Genomic DNA, 17,688 nt, shown 5'->3' with positions numbered 1-17,688 from the left:
GTATGTTTTCCGGTGTTTGAAACACCTGAAACATTTTGTGCGTTGCGGCGTTCAGCTCGCGGCCCGATCAGCGGCTGACGTTAAGACTTGAAGCAAATTTGGCGGCCTACCGGCCGCGAGGGGACATCAGATGATTTCGACCTGGAGCGAATGGAAGCGCTATCCCCGTCCCGGACGGGGCGAAAATCTGGAAGCGCCGATCTCGCCTGGCATTTACGAGGTGCGCATCGCCGGATCAGGCGCGCTCTATTCGTTCGGCGCAGTCGACAATCTGGCCCAGGCACTGGCGCTGCTGCCGGTCGGCTCAAAGTCCTGGTTCGGCCGCCGCGATACCTCCGACGCGCCCGATCTCGAATACCGGACGTGTGCGACCTCCTCGAAGGCCAGCGCCAAGGCCGCGGCCGAACGCATGATCGGCCGCCGCGAGACCTATATGAGCGGCGCAGCCTGATCATCTCAGCACTATGAGTGCTATACCTCTCCCCCTCGGGGAGAGGTGAAGAACTGAGCGCTCTAACTTTAGCTGTCGGCAGATGTGCGTTGCGGGGCGGTGCATTGCGCGCTGTCTCTCCTTATATTCCGGGCCAATCGATGACCCCAGGAGTAACGCCATGACCCCGACCGCCGCTGCACGCGCCCAGCACGCCACCGCCAACCTGCGTGACCGGTTGAAGGACCCCTCGTTGCTGAAGGAGGCCTGCTACATCGACGGCGCCTGGGTCGGCACGCCGGTGTTCGCCGTGAGCAATCCCGCGACTGGGGTCGAAATCGCAAAAGTCCCGCAGCTTGGGGCCGACGACACCACCAAGGCGGTCGAAGCCGCCCAGCGCGCATTTCCGGCCTGGGCCAAGCACACCGCCAAGCAGCGCTCCAACATTTTGCGCAAATGGTTCGAGCTGATCACCGCCAATCGCGAGGATCTCGCGCTGATCCTGACCTCCGAGCAGGGCAAGCCGTTGTCGGAAGCGCTCGGCGAGGTCGACATCGGCGCCGCCTATATCGAGTTCTTCGCGGAAGAAGCCCGCCGCGTCTATGGCGAGACCATCCCGAGCCAGCGGCCCGATGCGCGGCTGCTCGCGATCAAGCAGCCGATCGGCGTCTGCGGCGCCATCACGCCGTGGAATTTCCCGAACTCCATGATCACGCGCAAGGTCTCGCCGGCGCTGGCCGCGGGCTGCACCGTGGTGCTGAAGCCAGCCAACGAGACGCCGCTGTCGGCGCTGGCGCTGGCGGTGCTCGCCGAAAAGGCCGGCATTCCCAAGGGCGTGCTCAACATCATCACCGGTGATGCGCCGCCGATCGGCAAGGTGCTGTGCGAGCATCCGGCGGTGCGCTTCGTCGGCTTCACCGGCTCGACCGCGGTCGGCAAGATTCTCTACCAGCAGGCCTCGGTCGGCGTGAAGCGGCTCGGCCTCGAGCTCGGCGGCAATGCGCCATTCGTGGTGTTCGACGATGCCGATATCGACGCGGCGGTCGAAGGTGCGATCGTCTCGAAATACCGCAACATGGGCCAGACCTGCGTCTGCGCCAACCGCCTCTACGCCCAGGACAAGGTCTACGACGAGTTCGTCAAGAAGCTGTCGGCGAAGGTCGCGGCGATGAAGCTCGGCGACGGCACGGAAGCCGGCGTGACGCAGGGCCCCCTCATCAACATGAAGGCGGTCGACAAGGTCGAGCGGCACATCGCGGACGCCGTCAAGCGCGGCGCCAAGGTGGTGACCGGCGGCAAGCGCAGCGAGCTCGGGCGTTCCTTCTTCGAGCCGACCGTGCTCGCCGACGTGAAGCCGGATTCGTTGGTCTCCCAGGAGGAAACCTTCGGCCCGCTCGCGCCTGTCATCCGCTTCAAGGACGAGGCCGATGTGATCGCGATGTGCAACGCCTCGCCGTTCGGTCTTGCCTCCTATTTCTACTCCCGCGACATCGGCCGCGTCTGGCGCGTCGCCGAGGCGCTGGAGTCGGGCATGGTCGGCGTCAACACCGGCCTGATCACGACGGAGGTCGCGCCGTTCGGCGGCGTCAAGGAAAGCGGCCTCGGCCGCGAAGGCTCGCATCACGGCATGGAAGAATATGTCGAGATCAAATACGTGATGATGGCGGGGGTGTAGCCCCCGACTCCCACGTCATTGCGAGCGAAGCGAAGCAATCCGGAATCCCTTTGCGGATTCAGTCTGGATTGCTTCGTCGCATCAGCGCAAAATTGCTTCGCAATTTTGTCGCGCGCTCCTCGCAATGACGGAACGAGACGAAATAGCGCGGCCTATATCTTCAGCTCTTTCCCCGTCACTCGCCGATACGCTTCCAGGTATCGCTTGCTGGTTGCATCCACCACGCTCGCGGGCAGTGGCGGCGGCGGGGCGTCGCCGTTCCATCGGCCGGCGCGGCGCTCGGCGTCGAGATAGTCGCGCAAGGGCTGCTTGTCGAAGCTCGCTTGCGGCTGGCCGGGCTTGTAGGCATCGACCGCCCAGAAGCGCGACGAGTCCGGCGTCATGACTTCGTCGATCAGGATAATGCGGCCGTTCTTGTCGCGGCCGAACTCGAACTTGGTATCGGCGATGATGATGCCCTGCTCGCGCGCCAGCTCCTCGCCGAGCGTATAGATCGCGCGCGTCATGCTCTCGAGCGTGTAAGCGACCTCGTCGCCGACAACTTCGCGCATCTTGGCGATGGTGATGTTCTCGTCATGGCCGGTCTCGGCCTTGGTCGCCGGACTGAAGATCGCAGGCTCCAGCTTCTCGCTCTCGACGAGGCCGGCCTTGAGCTTCTCCCCCGCCAGCGTGCCGCTCGCCGCATACTCCTTCCAGGCCGAGCCGGAGAGATAGCCGCGGATCACGCATTCGATCGGAAACACGGTGGTGCGGCGGCACAGCATGGCGCGGCCGAGGATCTCGGCGCGATGCGGCTTCAACGCCGGTACGGCTGCGACGATCTCGTCGGCATCGGCGCTGATCATGTGATGCGGCACGATGCCTTCGAGCTTTCTGAACCAGTACGCGCTGATCTGCGTGAGGACCGCGCCCTTCATCGGAATGGTCTCGGCCATCACGACGTCGAAGGCGCTGATGCGGTCGGTGGTCAGCAGCAGCAGGCGGTCGTCATCGACGGCGTAGATATCGCGCACCTTGCCGCGGCCGATCTTGGTCAGGGGCAGGTCGCTGGAGAGCATGGTGGTCATCGGCACAGCCTTCGGAAGGGATATCCGGTCGCGCCCGATGGCGCGCCCGGAGACGGGATTAGCCTATTCCGGCAGTGGAATGAACTCATGTTCCTGCGGAACTGTGGCGAAGCGGCCGGTTTTCCAGTCCTGCTTGGCCTGCTCGATCCGCTCCTTGCTGGAGGAGACGAAATTCCACCAGATGTGGCGCGGGCCTTCCAGTGCATCGCCGCCGAGAAACATCATCCGCGTGGCCTTGAGCGCCTTCACGGTGATGCGGTCGCCGGGGCGGAAGATCAGCAGCCGCGGCCCCTCGTAGCGCTCATTGGCGATCTCGACCTCGCCGTCGACGACGTAGATCGCGCGCTCCTCATGATCGGGGTCGAGCGGCACGCTCGCACCCGCGGCGGCCGTGACCTCGGTGTAGAACCAGGGCGAGACCATTTTCACCGGCGAGGTGATGCCGAAGGCGGAGCCTGCGATCACGCGCGCGGTAAAATCGCGCTCGGAGATCATCGGCAGGTCACCCGCCGCATAATGCTGGAACGAAGGATCGATCTCCTCGGAGCCTTCAGGCAGCGCGATCCAGCTTTGCAGGCCGAGCATCTTCTGGCCCGAGGCGCGTTGCGCATCCGGCGTGCGCTCGGAATGGGCGATGCCGCGCCCCGCGGTCATCAGGTTCATCGCACCCGGTGCGATCTCCTGCACGTTGCCTTCGCTGTCGCGATGCATGATGGACCCGTCGAACAGATAGGTGACGGTGGCAAGCCCGATATGCGGATGCGGCCGCACGTCCATGCCCTTGCCGGAGACGAACTGCACCGGGCCGAAATGATCGAAGAAGATGAAGGGCCCGACCATTTGCCGCTTGCCATGCGGCAGCGCCCGCCGCACCTCGAATCCGTCGCCGAGATCGCGGGTGCGCGGCACGATGACGAGATCGAGCGCGTCGCATGTTTTGGGATCGCCGAGCACGGGATCGTTATCAGGCATCCAGCTCATGACGGGCTCCTTTTCTTGGCGGCAGGATTGTAGCAGGATTTCACATCGCCGTCGCGACAAAGCCGGAACCAGACGTCACAGATACAATAGCGCCGTACTCCGCTGTCGTGCGCGACGACGAGCTGCCGTAGGGTGGGCAAAGGCGCGTCAGCGCCGTGCCCACGGTCTTCCTCTAATCGAGAAGAAGCCGTGGGCACGCTTCGCTTTGCCCACCCTACGATTTGTGAAACTGGGCGATGACAGTTGAGCTTGCGGATCGTCCTTGAAAAAAGCGCCGCAACGAACGATGTTCGACCGACCGCAACCGCGATCGATCGCATGATCCGATGACCCTTGCCACTCTCGACCTCGCCTTTCGCGCCGCCAGCGTCGCGCTGCTGCTGATGCTGGCGGCGTCGCTGTTACATGATTATCGCAATGTGCTGGCTGCACGCCTCGGTGCGGCCTTCGTGCTGGGCTCGGTCGCACATGCGGTGAGCTATTCGCTGGACGTCACGTCGCGGGTCCCGCTCTGGCATGCGCCGCTGATCGCAATATCGACCGCCACCATCGTGGTGTTCTGGTTGTTCACGCGCGCCCTGTTCGAGGACGAGTTCCGCCTGCGCTGGTGGCATGGTTTGATCTGGGCAGCGGTCGCGGCCTACAGCTTCGCGGGCTGCGTCTGGATTGCACCGAGCGGCCATGTGCGGTTCTCGGTCACGGTGGTCAATCTGATCGTGCTCGGCTTCATCGCGCTTGCGGTCGGGCAGATGATCGCCTCCTGGCCGGCCGACCTGGTCGAGCGCCGCCGCAGCGCTCGCGTCTTTATCGTCTGCGCCATCGCGCTCTATGGCGGGCTGAACGCGGTGCTCCAGATCGCCGCTGCCGGCTACCATGTCGGCGCCGTCGCCGAAACCATCAGCGCTGGCGCGCTCACCTTGACCGTCGCGGCGATCGTCTATGCCATGATGCGCGTTGACGGGGCGGATCTGTTTCCGGCCGCCGCGGAGCCCGCAATCCCTGTTGCTTCCAGTCAGCCTGCGGCCGATGGCGCCGCCGATCAAAAGTTCATCGACGCCCTGATGCGGCTGATGGCGGACGAGCGGATCTATCGTCAGGAGAACATCACCATCGGCGTGCTGGCGGGCCGGCTGAAGATTCCGGAATACCGGTTGCGCCGGCTGATCAACCAGCGGCTCGGTTATCGCAACTTCAATGTGTTCCTGAACAACCATCGCATCGAGGAGGCCAAGGCCGCGCTGGCCGATCCCACCCAGGCCGAGGTTCCCGTCATCACCATCGCGATGGACGCCGGCTTCCAGTCCCTCGGCCCGTTCAACCGCGCCTTCAAGGCGCTGACCGGCGTGACGCCGACCGAGTACCGCCGCCTCAAGGCCGACGCGGCCTAGATTTCAGGCCCTTGAAATCACGTAGGAATTCCGAAATCAATCAGCCCCGATCAGTTTCGACGAGGTCGATTTCCAAATCCGGCGAGCGCCTATCGCCCACCTCCGGCTTGCTCTCCTGCAGTCGCCCCCAAGCCGGAGAAAGCCCGTGACCCGTCGCCGCAAGATCCTCCTCCTCACCACCACGATTGCCTGTGGCGTCCTCGCGCTCGGCGCGGCGCGGGCCCGCGACGTGCCGAAGGTTGCCGCCGGCTTCATTGCCCACACGCTCTGCTCGGACATTTTCGTCTCCGGCCTCGATGTCAGGCGCGACCTCGCTGACACCACCGATGCGATGCCCGGTGCGGGTCTGCTGACCTGGGCGATGGATCTTCAGGTCGATCGTGCGCGCAAGGATGTCACGGTGTCCCTGTTCGGCATCGGCCGCAGCCACGCCGTCTATCGCGAGGGGCTCGGCTGCACGCTCGAGCACGGGCAGGGAATCGCCGATGTCGCCCTGCCGTCCGACGACAAGCAGCCCGCGTTGCTGCCCGAGATCGCCGGCCCGGGACTTGTGGCCCCGCAAAGCGCGGGACTGGCAGCCGCGCTCGACCGCGCCTTTGCCGAGCCCGCGCAGCCGCCTTATCGCCGCACCCGCGCGATCGTCGTCATGAAGGCCGGCCGCGTCATTGCCGAGCGCTACGCCGACGGGATCGGGCCAGAGACGCAGCTGCTCGGTTTCTCCATGACGAAGTCGGTGACCTCGGCGCTGACGGGCATCCTGGTGCGCCTGGGCAAGCTGAAGCTCGACGTATCAGCGCCCGTCGCCGCCTGGCAGGATCCCCGGGATCCGCGCCATGCCATCACCGTCGATCAATTGCTGCGTCACACCGCCGGCATCGCACTCGGAAGCTCGTTGGAGGCCAAGCTTGGCTCGGTGCTCGAACCGGTCAACACGATGAAATATGCCGAGGACGATATGGCGGGCTTTGCCGAGCGCGCGCCGCTCGCCACCGTGCCGGGCACGGCGTGGAATTATCACGACGGCAACTTCCTCATCCTCGCGCAGCTGATGCGCAACGCCGCCGGCGGCAAGCCCACTGACGCGCTCGCCTTGGCGCGCCGCGAATTGTTCGCGCCGCTCGGCATGCACGACGTCACGCTGCAGCTCGACGCTTCAGGCACGATCGAGGGCTCCGGCGAGATGATGGCGTCCGCGCGCGACTGGGCGCGATTTGGCCAGCTTTATCTCGACGACGGTGTCGTCGGCGGCAAGCGCATCCTGCCGGGGGGCTGGGTGAACTATTCGGCGTCCGCGACGCCGAACGCCTGGGTCGGCATCGGTGCGGGGTTCTGGACCAACCAGGGCAACAGTTTTGGCGCAAGATTTCGCGTCGACCACGGCTGGCCGCGCGATGCCTTCTTCGCCAAGGGCACGATCGGGCAGTATACGATCGTGATCCCCTCGGAGAAGCTCGTGATCGTGCGCCTCGGCCGCTCGCCGAACTTTCCGCCGCAAGCCGACGGCGTATTCGATCTCGTCCGCGATGTCGTGGCTGTCACGCGCGAGAATGGGAAGCTGGCGGGCGTGAACTAGGCGGCTATTGCCGTCCCAGCTCCGTCGCCGTCGCGACGCGATCGAACCGCTCCAGCGTCATGATCGCGTCGGCGAATTTGTCGGCCCGTGCCTTCAGCACGGGCCGTGCCAGCGTCAGAAACTTCTGCTGCATCGCCTGCGCATCAGGGAATGAATTCGGCTCGCCGGAGGGATCGGCATAGAGCCGCTCGTGCACGCCGTCTTCAGTGGTGATGCTGACGCGTGCGCCAAAAGGATGGGTGCGACCAACCTCTAACCGGTCGTCCTGCACCACGTCGAACTTGTCGGCGAGCGCGTCGATGGCGGCATCGCCCAGCCTGGCGTAATCGTCCCAGCCGAACGAGCCCTGGTCGAGCGCGAGCGCGCCGGTGAAGAACATCGAGAACTGGCCGCCGACGATCGAGGTCGGATGCCGCTTGGTGGCGGCGTCACCGGTCAGCGTGATGCCGTTGCGATGCAGGCCGATCTCGACGCGCTTGACTTGGTCGGGCGTCAGATTGTGCTCGCGCCGCATCGCGATCAGCGCGTCGATCGCGGCATGGGTGTAGCGGCAGCTCGGATAAGGCTTCACGCCGATCTTCATGGTCTCGTAGGTCTTGCCGAGCCCGGCGACCGCCTTGTCGGGATGCGCGTCGTCGGTGTAGCCGGCGAGCAGGCCGTGCTTGCCTTCGACCGACTCCGTCGCGCCGACGAAATCATTGCGCGCCAAGGTCGCTGCGATCACGCCGTTCATCGCGGCGGCGCCGACCTGGTAGCGCTTGTTCCAGGCGCCGTTGACAAGGAATTGCAGCGAGCCCGCAGCCTGGCTGCCGGCGACGCCGAACGCGGCGATGATTTGTTGCTCGGACAGCCCGAACAGTTTCGCCGCCGCAGCTGCCGCGCCGTAGGTGCCCGCCGTCGCGGTCGGGTGGAAGCCGCGCGCATAATGCGAGGTCGGGTCGAGCGCGTTGCCGAGCCGGCAGCACACCTCATATCCCGCGACGATCGCCGTCAGCACATCGCGCCCTGAAGCGCCGACCATCTCGCCGACGGCGAAAGCGGCCGGAACCACCGGTGCGCTCGGATGCAGCGAGGAATCCGCATGCGTATCGTCGAAATCGAGGGAATGGCCAAGCGCCCCGTTGAGCAGCGCCGCCACGGCCGGGGTCCAGGTCTTGGAATCGCCGAACACGGTGGCCTCGCCCCTGGCGTCGAGCGACAGCGCTTCCAGCGTCTTCAGCAGCGACGGGGTGGATTCGGCCTCGCGCCGCGCCCGGATCGCGCTGCCCAGAAAGTCCAGCGTCAGCACCTTGGCGCGATCCAGCACCTCCGCCGGGATATCGGCGAATTTCAGCCTGGCGACATAGGCGGCGAGCGTTGCGGTTTCGTGGGCCATCGTGTTTCCTCGTTTTGGCCGGCAAGTTAGGCGGGCTGATTGGGCCTTTCAAGCAGCCAGAGGGCTGCGGGCATCAGCTATGCTTTTGGTTGGCGCGAGCGGATGGCGCAGGGGCGTTTGACGATGATTTCAGCAAGACAGCTGTTCGACCGGGTCTGGTCGCGTAGGACGCAATTGGGGCTGGCGGTTCGGGTCACCGTTGCGGCCGCCGGCGCCTATGCGCTCGCCACCGCGCTGCATCTCATGCTGCCGCTCTGGGCCGTGCTGACGTCGATCATCGTGACCCAGATGAGCGTCGGCCGCTCGCTGAAGGCGACGCGCGACTACATGCTCGGCACGATCGGCGGCGCCATCTATGGCGGCGCGATCGCCATCCTGATTCCCTATTCCAGTGAGCTCGGCCTGCTGGGCTTGCTGGTGCTGGCCGTGGCGCCGCTTTCCTTTCTCGCCGCGATCTATCCGAATCTCAGCTCCGCGACCGTGACGGCGGTGATCGTGCTGGTGCTGCCGTCGATGCATCATGCCGATCCCATGGCCTCGGCGATCGACCGCGTCTGCGAGGTTGCGGTCGGGGCGGTGACGGGTCTCCTGGTCTCCTTCCTGGTGCTGCCCTCGCGCGCGGTGCGCCAGCTCCGCCCCAGTGCAGCGAAACTGCTCGATCTGATCGCGGAGGCCTTCGGCGAATTGCTCGCCGGCCTGACCCGCGGGCGCGACAATGATGCGCTGCATCGGATCCAGGACGGCATCGGCACCGCCATGGTGGGCATGAACACCATCGGCGCTGAGGCCGAGCGCGAGCGTTCGGCGCGGCTGTCGAGCGGCCCCGATACCGGCCCCCTGCTGCGCACGATCCTGCGGCTGCGCCACGACGTCGTGATGATCGGCCGCGCCACCGTGGTGCCGCTACCGGCCGAGGTGCAGGTCAGGCTCGCAGGTCCCCTGGCAGAGGTGAGCGCGGCGATCCTGCGCTTCCTCAAATCGGCGGCCGAAGCCCTGCGCGAAGGCAGCGGCGCGCCGCCGATCCATCCCGTGCACGTCGCGCTTCAGCATTATTCCGAGGCGGTGGCGGCCGTGCGCCAGGATGGATTGATCCGCGGCCACACCAGCGACACCGCCGAGCGCTTCTTCGCGCTCGGCTTCTCGCTGGAGCAGATGCACCAGAATCTCTGCGACCTCGACCGTGTCGTCGGCGAATGGTCGGAGGCGGCGGCGGATGGGCCGGTGAAGGTGGCGCAGTGAGTTAGCGACAGCAAAGGCGCAGCGTCATCGCGCCGGCTCCACGATGCTCCCCATCATGCTGCGGGCGACGAGCTTGTGGAAGGGCGTGATGAGCGTGAGATAAGTCCGTCCGAGCAAATTGTTGGTTTTCACCAGCGTGGTCACGGTAACGTGGCGAAGCGTCGCTTCGCCGGCGACATCGACCACGATACGGAAATCGAGATGATAGTCGTTGAAGCCGGCGACCAGCCGCTCCGGCGTCTCGCTCACCACGGGAAACAGGCCGATCAGGCCGCCGGGCGCGTAGGCGCCTTCACCCGATTTTTTCAGGCCGAAGGGCGTCACCAGAATGTTGCGCAAGCGCGTCAGCATATCGATCCAGCGCGGCCCGTGCAGCACCATTCTTGTGCAGGCCTCGCGGGCGCTCAATTGCGTCGTGCCGACCTCCGCGCGAAACGCATCGATGAACTGCGCGCCTGCCAGCACCGTGCCGGCATCGACATCGGGGGTGATTTCGCGAACGGATCCGGTCATCCCGCCAGTTTGCGCGTCAGCATCCGGAATCGCAAGACCAGGAGTCCGGCATAAACGAATGATCCGATCGACAGCCCGGTCCAGACCCCGACCGCGCCGAGATCAGCGTGGAAGGCGAGCATCCAGGCGATGGGAAAGCCGACGCACCAATAGCCAATCGCTGCGAACACCAGCGTCATCCTGGTGTCATTGATGCCGCGCAGGGCGCCGCCCAAGATGGTCTGGAGCGCATCGGCGATGAAGAAGGTGGCGCCGACCAGCAGCAGTGTCGCGGTCAGCTCGATCGTCGGCGCGCTGGCCGCGTCGCTGCCGAAGAACAGCCGCCCCAGCTCGTAGCGGCCAAGGACGATGCCGACAGTCAGGGCCGCCACGAATGCAATGCCGAGCACCGCCGCGACGAGCCCCGCGCGCCGAACGCCGGCCGGATCGTCACGGCCAAAGGCGTGACCGACCCGCACGGTCGCGGCCATGCCGATGCCGAGCGGAACCATGAACAGCACCGCGGTGACCTGCAGCGCGATCTGGTGCGCGGCAAGCGCCGTGGTCGAGATCAGGCCCATCAACAGCGCGGCCGAAGAGAACAGGCCGTATTCCAGCAGCAGCGAGAACGAGATCGGCGCGCCGATCGCGATCAGCTGGCGCGTCAGGGGCCAGTCGATTCGCCAGAGCCGCGTGAGCGGATGATAGTCGGCGAACGGCTTGCGCCATCCGGCAATGGCAAGCGCGGCGATGAAGGTGCCGAGATTGATCAGCGTGGTCGCAAGCCCCGCCCCGAACAGACCGAGCTCCGGCAACCCGAACAGGCCATGGATCAGGCAATAGACCAGAGCGAAATTCGCGGGGATCGCCGCGAGCGTGATCCACAGCGGCGCCTGCGGCCGGTTCACCGCGCTCATCATGCTGCGGATCGCGATGAAGCCGAGCGCGGGCGCGATGCCCCAGGCAAGGCCATTCAGATAGCGCTGCGCCAGCGCGGCCGAGTGCGGCGCCTGTCCGAGCGCGATCAGGATGTGCTCGCCATACAGCGGCGAGGCCATCATCGGCAGCGAGATCAACAGTGCGACCCACAGGCCGACGCGCAAGGAGAGGCGGATTCGCCTGATGTCGCCGGCGCCGAACGCTTGGGCTGCCAGCGGCGATACCGCGGCCATCAGGCCGAGCCCGAAGGTGAAGCTGACGAAATAGACGGTGTGCGCAAGTGCCGCAGCCGCGACCGCGTCCTCACCGAGCCGCCCGATCAAGGCGAGGTCGCTGGTGATCATCGCAATCTGCCCGAGCTGCGTCAGCATCATCGGCACGGCCAGCCGCAACGTCTCGGCGAATTCCAGCGCGAGATGGCTTTGCACGCCTGTTTGCGGCGGCTGTTGTGGTTGGACGCTGTCGAGCATGGCGGCTGCAATAGCACGGCCCCACGTCGAAAACATGGCCCGGGCGAGGGGACTCTATCCGCTAGCTCGGTATCGTAGGGTGGGCAAAGGCGCGCTTGCGCCGTGCCCACGACCTATCAATGATTGAGAGATGGTGGGCACGCTCCGCTTTGCCCACCCTACGACATTGTCGTCGGGGGAGAGAGCCTCACCCCTTCCGTTCCGGCACGCGCCGGATCTTCGCGCCCAGCGCATTCAGCCGCTCGTCGATGCGCTCGTAGCCGCGCTCGATCTGGTCGGCGTTGTTGATGGTGGAGGTGCCCTCGGCGCAGACGGCGGCGAGCAGCATCGCCATGCCGGCGCGGATGTCGGGCGAACTCAGCGTCGCACCGTGCAGCCGGCTGGGGCCGGCGATGATCGCGCGATGCGGGTCGCACAGCACGATGCGCGCGCCCATCCCGATCAGCTTGTCGACGAAGAACATCCTGGACTCGAACATCTTCTCGAACATCAGGATCACGCCCTCGCATTGCGTGGCGGTGACGATCGCGATCGACATCAGATCGGCCGGGAAGGCCGGCCAGGGCTGGTCCTCCAGCTTCGGCACATGGCCGCCGAAATCGTCCTGGATCTTCAGCGTCTGGTTCGACGGCACGATCAGATCGTCGCCCTCGACGCGGCACACGATGCCGAGCCGCTCAAAGCCCATGCGGATCGAGCGCAGATGCTCGACGCCTGATCGCACGATGCGCAAGGGCGAGCGCGTCACGGCGGCGAGCCCGATCAGCGAGCCGACCTCGATATGGTCGGGCTGGATCCGATAGGTCGCAGAACCCAGCGTCGCCGGGCCATGGATCACCATGGTGTTGGTGCCGACGCCCTCGATTCTGGCGCCGAGCGCGACCAGGAAGTTGGCGAGGTCCTGCACATGCGGCTCGGAGGCCGCGTTGCGCAAATAGGTGACGCCATCGGCCGCGACGGCGGCGACCAGCGCATTCTCGGTCGCCGTGACGCTCGGCTCGTCCAGGAACACGTCGGCGCCGGTGAGCTTGGGGCAGCGGAATTCCAGCCGGTCCGTCGCGGTGACTTTGGCCCCCAATTGTTCCAGCGCCAGCACGTGGGTATCGAGCCGGCGCCGGCCGATCACGTCGCCGCCGGGCGGCGGCAGCATCACCTCGCCGCAGCGCGCGAGCAGGGGACCTGCCAGCAGGATCGAGGCGCGAATGCGGACGCAGAGCTCGGGGTCGAGATCGGCGGCGCGGATGCTCTTGGCGTGGATATGGAGCGTGTTGCGCTCAGTCCATTCCGCCGATGCGCCGACCGAGCGGACCAGCTCGACCAGCGTCTCGGTGTCGCGGATCCGCGGCACGTTCTGAAGCGTCACCGGATGCTCGGTCAGCAGCGCGGCGGCGATGATCGGCAGCGCCGAATTCTTGTTGCCGGCCGGCTCGATCGAGCCCGAGAGCCGGTGACCGCCCTCGACGATGTACTGAATGGGCGCCACTGGGATCTCTCCGTCCTGTTGTGGTGGGGCGGGCTGCTTTGGGGGCGGAAACTATAGGGAATTGAGCGCGGTAGCAATTGCGCTGGCAAGGTTCAGGGGGCGGCCGCAAGCAGGAGAGGCCCGCAGCACCGGGCTTTCAATTGCGGAGCAAATTGATCACGCCGCCTTCGCCTTTGGCTTCGAAATACATGAGATCGATGTAGACGCAGCTGCGAGAACCAGGGCTCGCTCGTCTTCTGTCAGGCTGCGTTCCAGGTATTCCACCAGGAAATTGTCGCGGTCGGTGAACAGTTCGGAGCCGAGGCCAGACCATTTTTTCGCAACGCGCGCGCGCTCTTGCCCTCCGCGCATGAATGGAAAGGTCCAGACGCGCCAGAAAGGCGATGTGACTTCGAGCACCACTCTTCCCTGCGCATCGTGCACGTGGAAACGCTTGGTGAGAATCGAAAACTGACGCTCGATGGTCCCGATGAGGCGGCCGTCGCGCGAACGCAGCTCCAGACACTGAAAGAACCAGCGGAAGGGATGAATCCCGCGCATGACGGGCTGTCGCGAATTGTCGAAAAAATGCACCTCAAAGGAGCGCCAATGGCCAAATACCTGGCGTCCGAGGAAGCCGAGAAGTCCCTTTTGCTGCTCGGCCGCATAGAGCAGATCGCGGCCATTTTCATCGCGAATGCGGTACTTGTTGCGGGTTTCGAAACCGAACAGTTCGGCCATTTCGAAGACCTGCTGCACGTACATCCGGCTCTGTCCAGCTAGCGTCGGCAACATTCGTTCGAACCTCTTCCAGAGCCGCCTACGCCATTTCGTCGCGATTGGCTGGGGTGAGGTTCAGGAGGCGGTGTTGCCACGAAGGTGGTCCGCTCCCTCCCCCGCTTGCGGGGGAGGGTTGGGGAGAGGGTGTCTCCGCAACGGGACAATCCCAAGAGGAAAGAACCCTCACCCGCCACGCTCTGCGAGCGTGTCGGCCTCTCCCGCAAGCGGGAGAGGCAAAAGAGTCTCAAATATCGATCGTCGCGCTCAGCGAATGTTCCTGGATGAAGTCGCGGCGCGGTTCGACGACGTCGCCCATCAGCTTGGTGAAGATGTCGTCGGCCTCGTCGACCTCCTTGACCTTCACCTGCAGCAGCGAGCGCGCCTCGGTGTCGAGCGTTGTCTCCCAGAGCTGCTCGGGATTCATCTCGCCGAGACCTTTGTAGCGCTGCAGCGCGATGCCCTTGCGGCCGGCTTCGGTCACCGCTTCGAACAGGTCGGACGGACCGTGCACCACGTGCTCCGAGTCCTTGCGCCGCAGCTTGCCGGCGCGGGCGTAGACGTCCTGGAGCTTGGGCGTGTACTCGTCGAGCTTGCGCGCCTCGGCCGAGCCGAGCAGCGCGTCGTCGATCACGGCCGCTTCCTTGACGCCGCGCACGGTGCGCTCGAACAGGAAACCCTGGCCCTCGACGAATTGCCCGGTCCAGCCGCGCTCGACCTCCTCGGCCTGGCTGTCCAGCCGGGTCGCGATGTACTGCGCCGCAGCCGCGGCGTTCTCGGGATTGCCGTAGACGGACTTGTTCAGCACGCCGGTGATGGCGGCCTGCTCGACCACCTTGCGGTTATAGCGGCTGTGCAGGTTGCGCAGGATGCTGCGGACCACGCGGGCGTCGTCGACCAGCTGGCGCAGGTCGCGGCCTGAGCGGTCACCGCCGGTCCCCGGGATGTAGACGCAGTCGTCGAGGCCGGCGTCGATCAGATAATCTTCCAGCGCCCGCTCGTCCTTCAGATACTGCTCGGACTTGCCGCGCGAAACCTTATAGAGCGGCGGCTGGGCGATGTAGAGATAGCCACCGTCGATGATGTCGCGCATCTGCCGGTAGAAGAAGGTCAGCAGCAGCGTGCGGATGTGGGCGCCGTCGACGTCGGCGTCCGTCATCACGATGATCTTGTGGTAGCGCAGCTTCTCGATCGAGAACTCGTCGCTGATGCCGGTGCCGAGCGCGGTGATCAGCGTGCCGATCTGCTCGGATGACAGCATCTTGTCAGGACGCACGCGTTCCACGTTGAGGATCTTGCCGCGCAGCGGCAAGACGGCCTGGAATTCGCGGTTGCGGCCCTGCTTGGCGCTGCCGCCGGCCGAGTCACCCTCGACGATGAACAGCTCCGATTTGGCCGGGTCCTTTTCCTGGCAGTCGGCGAGCTTGCCGGGCAGCGAGGACACCGAGAGCGGGCTCTTGCGGGTCAGCTCGCGCGCTTTTCGCGCGGCTTCGCGGGCGGCCGCGGCCTGGATCACCTTGCCGACGATCATCTTGGCCTCGGACGGGTGCTCCTCGAACCAGGCCTGGAGCGCCTCGTTGAGGACGTTCTCGACCACGGGACGCACTTCCGAGGACACCAGCTTGTCCTTGGTCTGCGACGAAAACTTGGGGTCCGGCACCTTCACCGACAGAACCGCGGTCAGGCCTTCGCGGCAATCGTCGCCGGTCAGCGCGATCTTTTCCTTCTTGGCATTGGCCTCGGCATAACCGTTGACCTGGCGCGTCAGCGCGCCGCGGAAACCGGCGAGATGAGTGCCGCCGTCACGCTGCGGGATGTTGTTGGTGAAGCACAGCACGTTCTCATGGTAGCTGTCGTTCCACCACAAAGCGGCCTCGACGCCGATGCCGTTGGCTTCCGCACGTACCATGATCGGCGAGGGCACCAGGGCCTTCTTGTTGCGGTCGAGATATTTGACGAATTCCTCGACGCCGCCGGAATAGTGCATCTCCTCGCGCTTCTCGACCGCGTGACGCATGTCTGACAGCGCGATGTTGACGCCGGAATTGAGGAAGGCGAGCTCGCGCAGGCGATGCTCGAGCGTAGCGAAATCATATTCGATGTTCTTGAAGGTCTCGGTCGAGGCCAGGAACGTCACCTCGGTGCCGCGCTTGCCCGGCGCATCGCCGACGACCTTGAGCGGTGCCACCGCATCGCCATGGGCGAACTCGATGTAATGTTCCTTGTCATCGCGCCAGATGCGCAGGCCGAGCTTGCTCGACAGTGCGTTGACGACGGAGACGCCGACGCCGTGCAGGCCGCCGGAGACCTTGTAGGAGTTCTGGTCGAATTTTCCGCCGGCGTGCAGCTGGGTCATGATGACCTCGGCCGCCGAGATGCCTTCGCCCTTGTGGATGTCGACGGGAATGCCGCGGCCGTCGTCCCGGACGGTGACGGAATTGTCGGCATTGAGGATCACATCGACGCGCGTGGCGTGGCCCGCCAGCGCCTCGTCGATGGCGTTGTCGACGACTTCGTACACCATGTGATGCAGGCCCGAGCCGTCATCGGTGTCGCCGATATACATGCCGGGGCGCTTGCGGACGGCGTCGAGCCCCTTGAGCACGCGGATCGATTCCGCGCCGTATTCGCTCGCGGTGGAGGGCTCGTTTTCGGCAGCTTGCTGCCGAGCAGGTTCTGTCATGAGAGGCCTTCGAAATGTCGCCCGAATCAGCCGCGCAAAAGGCGCTGATCAGGATGCTCTTTGTGCCACGAAAGAGAGTTTGCGCCTAGCGCAAAGTATCTCCCGGCAACCCTTTGATCAGATAGGATTTTTTGGCCGGATTTCAAGCCGTTCGAAGGCCGATTCCCGGGGGCTCGAAAAGCCCGATTCGAGGCTCTGTTTTGGCTCCTCAAAGACGTGGATCTTGCGGGGGTCCGGGGCCTTTTCGGAGCCGCTGCGGCGGCCCTGGAACAGGCGGAGCAACACATATGGCGTGCACGATGCGGGCGGCTTGGGGCGACTGCGCTCCCTCCCGCTTGGCAAGCGGGAGAGGCGGAGCCAAGCCCGCAGACAATCGTCGTGAAATCTACATGCGATTGGCCTGGGGCCAGGGGTTCAGTAGATCTGCGACGGCATCTTGTCGTCGCTGAGGCTCCAGGCCTCGCCTTTGGCCAGCGTGATCGTATCGGCGCGCACCCGAAGGCCTGACACGAGCAGCTCGTAGGGATACGTGCCCGGCGGCAGATCCAGCCTTTGTGGATGATTTTCGCCGCCTGCGATCTCAATGGTCTGAGCGTTGATCACAAGCGAAGCCACGTCGGGCCTGAGATAGCCGAATATAAGCCGCGCTTGTCCTGATGTCGGCAGGATATCGGCCTTGGCTGCGGCCTCCGGATTCCTCTGCGCCAGGCTGATCGTGGTTTCGCCCTTGGCGCGGCCGAGCTTCAGCACGGCTGGGCCTTTCGGGGAGATGAAGGCCAGCTGCACGCGATCGGCGGTGATGATTGCGTCATCCGGCAGCTCCCGCCAGCCGCGCTGCCCGAGCTCTCTGCGGTAGAAGGCGAGCACCTCGTTGAGCTCCCCCGGCACCCGTGCTTCGACCTCGGTCCGGAGCGGGGCCTCGGCGCCATGCGCCCGCGTGGTGCGGAATTGACTGAAGCTGCTTTGCTTCGGTGCCGGCATCTCGACGTTGGGATCTGCCGTCAGCTGTTCCTTCGAGCACCCCGCCAGAAGAATGAGGGCGCATAGCAGCAGCCGCCATCGTGCCGGGACGTTCGGCCCGCGTTTGACCATCGTCATGCTCATTCTCCAGGGACGCCGCGTCGTGATCTTCGTGCG

General features: G+C 65.2%; 14 protein-coding genes. 5 read left to right on the top strand and 9 right to left on the bottom strand.

What is annotated here, in order from left to right; all coding sequences use genetic code 11:
• Nucleotides 1–130: 130 nt before the first annotated feature.
• Together XH98_RS10580 and XH98_RS10575 are read left to right on the top strand one after the other, a co-directional pair.
• A complete protein-coding gene (locus XH98_RS10580) occupies nucleotides 131–451 on the top strand; it encodes a hypothetical protein (RefSeq protein WP_057746926.1) in 321 nt (106 codons plus the stop codon).
• Nucleotides 452–611: 160 nt separating this feature from the next.
• Nucleotides 612–2,105 carry an NAD-dependent succinate-semialdehyde dehydrogenase gene (locus XH98_RS10575; RefSeq protein WP_271618545.1) on the top strand — a complete coding sequence of 498 codons (1,494 nt, stop codon included), beginning with the start codon at nucleotides 612–614 and terminating at the stop codon, nucleotides 2,103–2,105.
• A gap of 152 nt (nucleotides 2,106–2,257) precedes the next feature.
• Here XH98_RS10575 and XH98_RS10570 read toward each other — a convergent pair whose 3' ends face one another.
• Together XH98_RS10570 and XH98_RS10565 are read right to left on the bottom strand one after the other, a co-directional pair.
• The gene (locus XH98_RS10570; RefSeq protein WP_271618544.1) at nucleotides 2,258–3,172 is read right to left on the bottom strand and encodes a phosphoribosylaminoimidazolesuccinocarboxamide synthase; all 915 of its coding nucleotides are present in this window, start codon (nucleotides 3,170–3,172) and stop codon (nucleotides 2,258–2,260) included.
• 63 nt (nucleotides 3,173–3,235) lie between these two features.
• Entirely contained in the window at nucleotides 3,236–4,153 is a 918-nt protein-coding gene (locus XH98_RS10565; RefSeq protein WP_057746920.1) for a pirin family protein, read from the bottom strand.
• A gap of 326 nt (nucleotides 4,154–4,479) precedes the next feature.
• Here XH98_RS10565 and XH98_RS10560 point away from each other — a divergent pair, with 326 nt between their 5' ends.
• Both XH98_RS10560 and XH98_RS10555 read left to right on the top strand, forming a co-directional pair.
• On the top strand, nucleotides 4,480–5,541 hold the full coding sequence (locus XH98_RS10560) for an AraC family transcriptional regulator (protein WP_271618543.1): 1,062 nt from the start codon (nucleotides 4,480–4,482) through the stop codon (nucleotides 5,539–5,541).
• Nucleotides 5,542–5,686: 145 nt separating this feature from the next.
• Nucleotides 5,687–7,114 carry a serine hydrolase domain-containing protein gene (locus XH98_RS10555; RefSeq protein WP_271618542.1) on the top strand — a complete coding sequence of 476 codons (1,428 nt, stop codon included), beginning with the start codon at nucleotides 5,687–5,689 and terminating at the stop codon, nucleotides 7,112–7,114.
• Between the two features lie 4 nt (nucleotides 7,115–7,118).
• On the opposite strand, the gene XH98_RS10550 is transcribed toward XH98_RS10555, so the two are convergent.
• On the bottom strand, nucleotides 7,119–8,489 hold the full coding sequence (locus XH98_RS10550) for an MmgE/PrpD family protein (RefSeq protein WP_271618541.1): 1,371 nt from the start codon (nucleotides 8,487–8,489) through the stop codon (nucleotides 7,119–7,121).
• Between the two features lie 123 nt (nucleotides 8,490–8,612).
• Here XH98_RS10550 and XH98_RS10545 point away from each other — a divergent pair, with 123 nt between their 5' ends.
• Complete coding sequence (locus XH98_RS10545; protein WP_271600359.1) at nucleotides 8,613–9,728, top strand: FUSC family protein; 1,116 nt, start codon at nucleotides 8,613–8,615, stop codon at nucleotides 9,726–9,728.
• A 24-nt stretch (nucleotides 9,729–9,752) separates the two neighbouring features.
• Here XH98_RS10545 and XH98_RS10540 read toward each other — a convergent pair whose 3' ends face one another.
• From XH98_RS10540 to XH98_RS10515, 6 genes are all read right to left on the bottom strand, one after another.
• Nucleotides 9,753–10,241, bottom strand: a complete 489-nt coding sequence (locus XH98_RS10540; RefSeq protein WP_271600360.1) for a DUF2867 domain-containing protein — start codon at nucleotides 10,239–10,241, stop codon at nucleotides 9,753–9,755.
• On the bottom strand, nucleotides 10,238–11,629 hold the full coding sequence (locus tag XH98_RS10535; RefSeq protein WP_271618540.1) for an MATE family efflux transporter: 1,392 nt from the start codon (nucleotides 11,627–11,629) through the stop codon (nucleotides 10,238–10,240). The genes XH98_RS10540 and XH98_RS10535 overlap by 4 nt, the downstream gene beginning before the upstream one ends.
• A gap of 187 nt (nucleotides 11,630–11,816) precedes the next feature.
• A complete protein-coding gene (murA, locus tag XH98_RS10530) occupies nucleotides 11,817–13,112 on the bottom strand; it encodes a UDP-N-acetylglucosamine 1-carboxyvinyltransferase (RefSeq protein ID WP_057754129.1) in 1,296 nt (431 codons plus the stop codon).
• 156 nt (nucleotides 13,113–13,268) lie between these two features.
• Nucleotides 13,269–13,886 (bottom strand): phospholipid scramblase-related protein, encoded by a 618-nt coding sequence (locus tag XH98_RS10525; RefSeq protein WP_271618539.1) that lies wholly within the window; start codon nucleotides 13,884–13,886, stop codon nucleotides 13,269–13,271.
• A 229-nt stretch (nucleotides 13,887–14,115) separates the two neighbouring features.
• Nucleotides 14,116–16,551 carry a DNA topoisomerase (ATP-hydrolyzing) subunit B gene (gene gyrB / locus XH98_RS10520; RefSeq protein WP_271618538.1) on the bottom strand — a complete coding sequence of 812 codons (2,436 nt, stop codon included), beginning with the start codon at nucleotides 16,549–16,551 and terminating at the stop codon, nucleotides 14,116–14,118.
• Between the two features lie 414 nt (nucleotides 16,552–16,965).
• Nucleotides 16,966–17,649 (bottom strand): hypothetical protein, encoded by a 684-nt coding sequence (locus XH98_RS10515; RefSeq protein ID WP_271618537.1) that lies wholly within the window; start codon nucleotides 17,647–17,649, stop codon nucleotides 16,966–16,968.
• Nucleotides 17,650–17,688: the final 39 nt, after the last annotated feature.

Origin of the sequence: Bradyrhizobium sp. CCBAU 51745, from assembly GCF_028128715.1 — a bacterium.
Classification (GTDB): Bacteria; Pseudomonadota; Alphaproteobacteria; order Rhizobiales; family Xanthobacteraceae; genus Bradyrhizobium; species Bradyrhizobium manausense.
The sequence above is the reverse complement of the archived record's forward strand: the minus strand, read 5'-3'. Positions and strand labels throughout refer to the sequence as shown.

Coding starts and splice junctions, on each gene's coding strand:
- XH98_RS10565 (WP_057746920.1), bottom strand. CDS start 4,153: ATGAGCTGGATGCCTGATAACGATCCCGTGCTCGGCGATCCCAAAACA.
- XH98_RS10570 (WP_271618544.1), bottom strand. CDS start 3,172: ATGACCACCATGCTCTCCAGCGACCTGCCCCTGACCAAGATCGGCCGC.
- XH98_RS10550 (WP_271618541.1), bottom strand. CDS start 8,489: ATGGCCCACGAAACCGCAACGCTCGCCGCCTATGTCGCCAGGCTGAAA.
- XH98_RS10580 (WP_057746926.1), top strand. CDS start 131: ATGATTTCGACCTGGAGCGAATGGAAGCGCTATCCCCGTCCCGGACGG.
- XH98_RS10575 (WP_271618545.1), top strand. CDS start 612: ATGACCCCGACCGCCGCTGCACGCGCCCAGCACGCCACCGCCAACCTG.
- XH98_RS10535 (WP_271618540.1), bottom strand. CDS start 11,629: ATGCTCGACAGCGTCCAACCACAACAGCCGCCGCAAACAGGCGTGCAA.
- XH98_RS10545 (WP_271600359.1), top strand. CDS start 8,613: ATGATTTCAGCAAGACAGCTGTTCGACCGGGTCTGGTCGCGTAGGACG.
- XH98_RS10515 (WP_271618537.1), bottom strand. CDS start 17,649: ATGACGATGGTCAAACGCGGGCCGAACGTCCCGGCACGATGGCGGCTG.
- XH98_RS10540 (WP_271600360.1), bottom strand. CDS start 10,241: ATGACCGGATCCGTTCGCGAAATCACCCCCGATGTCGATGCCGGCACG.
- XH98_RS10525 (WP_271618539.1), bottom strand. CDS start 13,886: ATGTTGCCGACGCTAGCTGGACAGAGCCGGATGTACGTGCAGCAGGTC.
- gyrB (WP_271618538.1), bottom strand. CDS start 16,551: ATGACAGAACCTGCTCGGCAGCAAGCTGCCGAAAACGAGCCCTCCACC.
- XH98_RS10560 (WP_271618543.1), top strand. CDS start 4,480: ATGACCCTTGCCACTCTCGACCTCGCCTTTCGCGCCGCCAGCGTCGCG.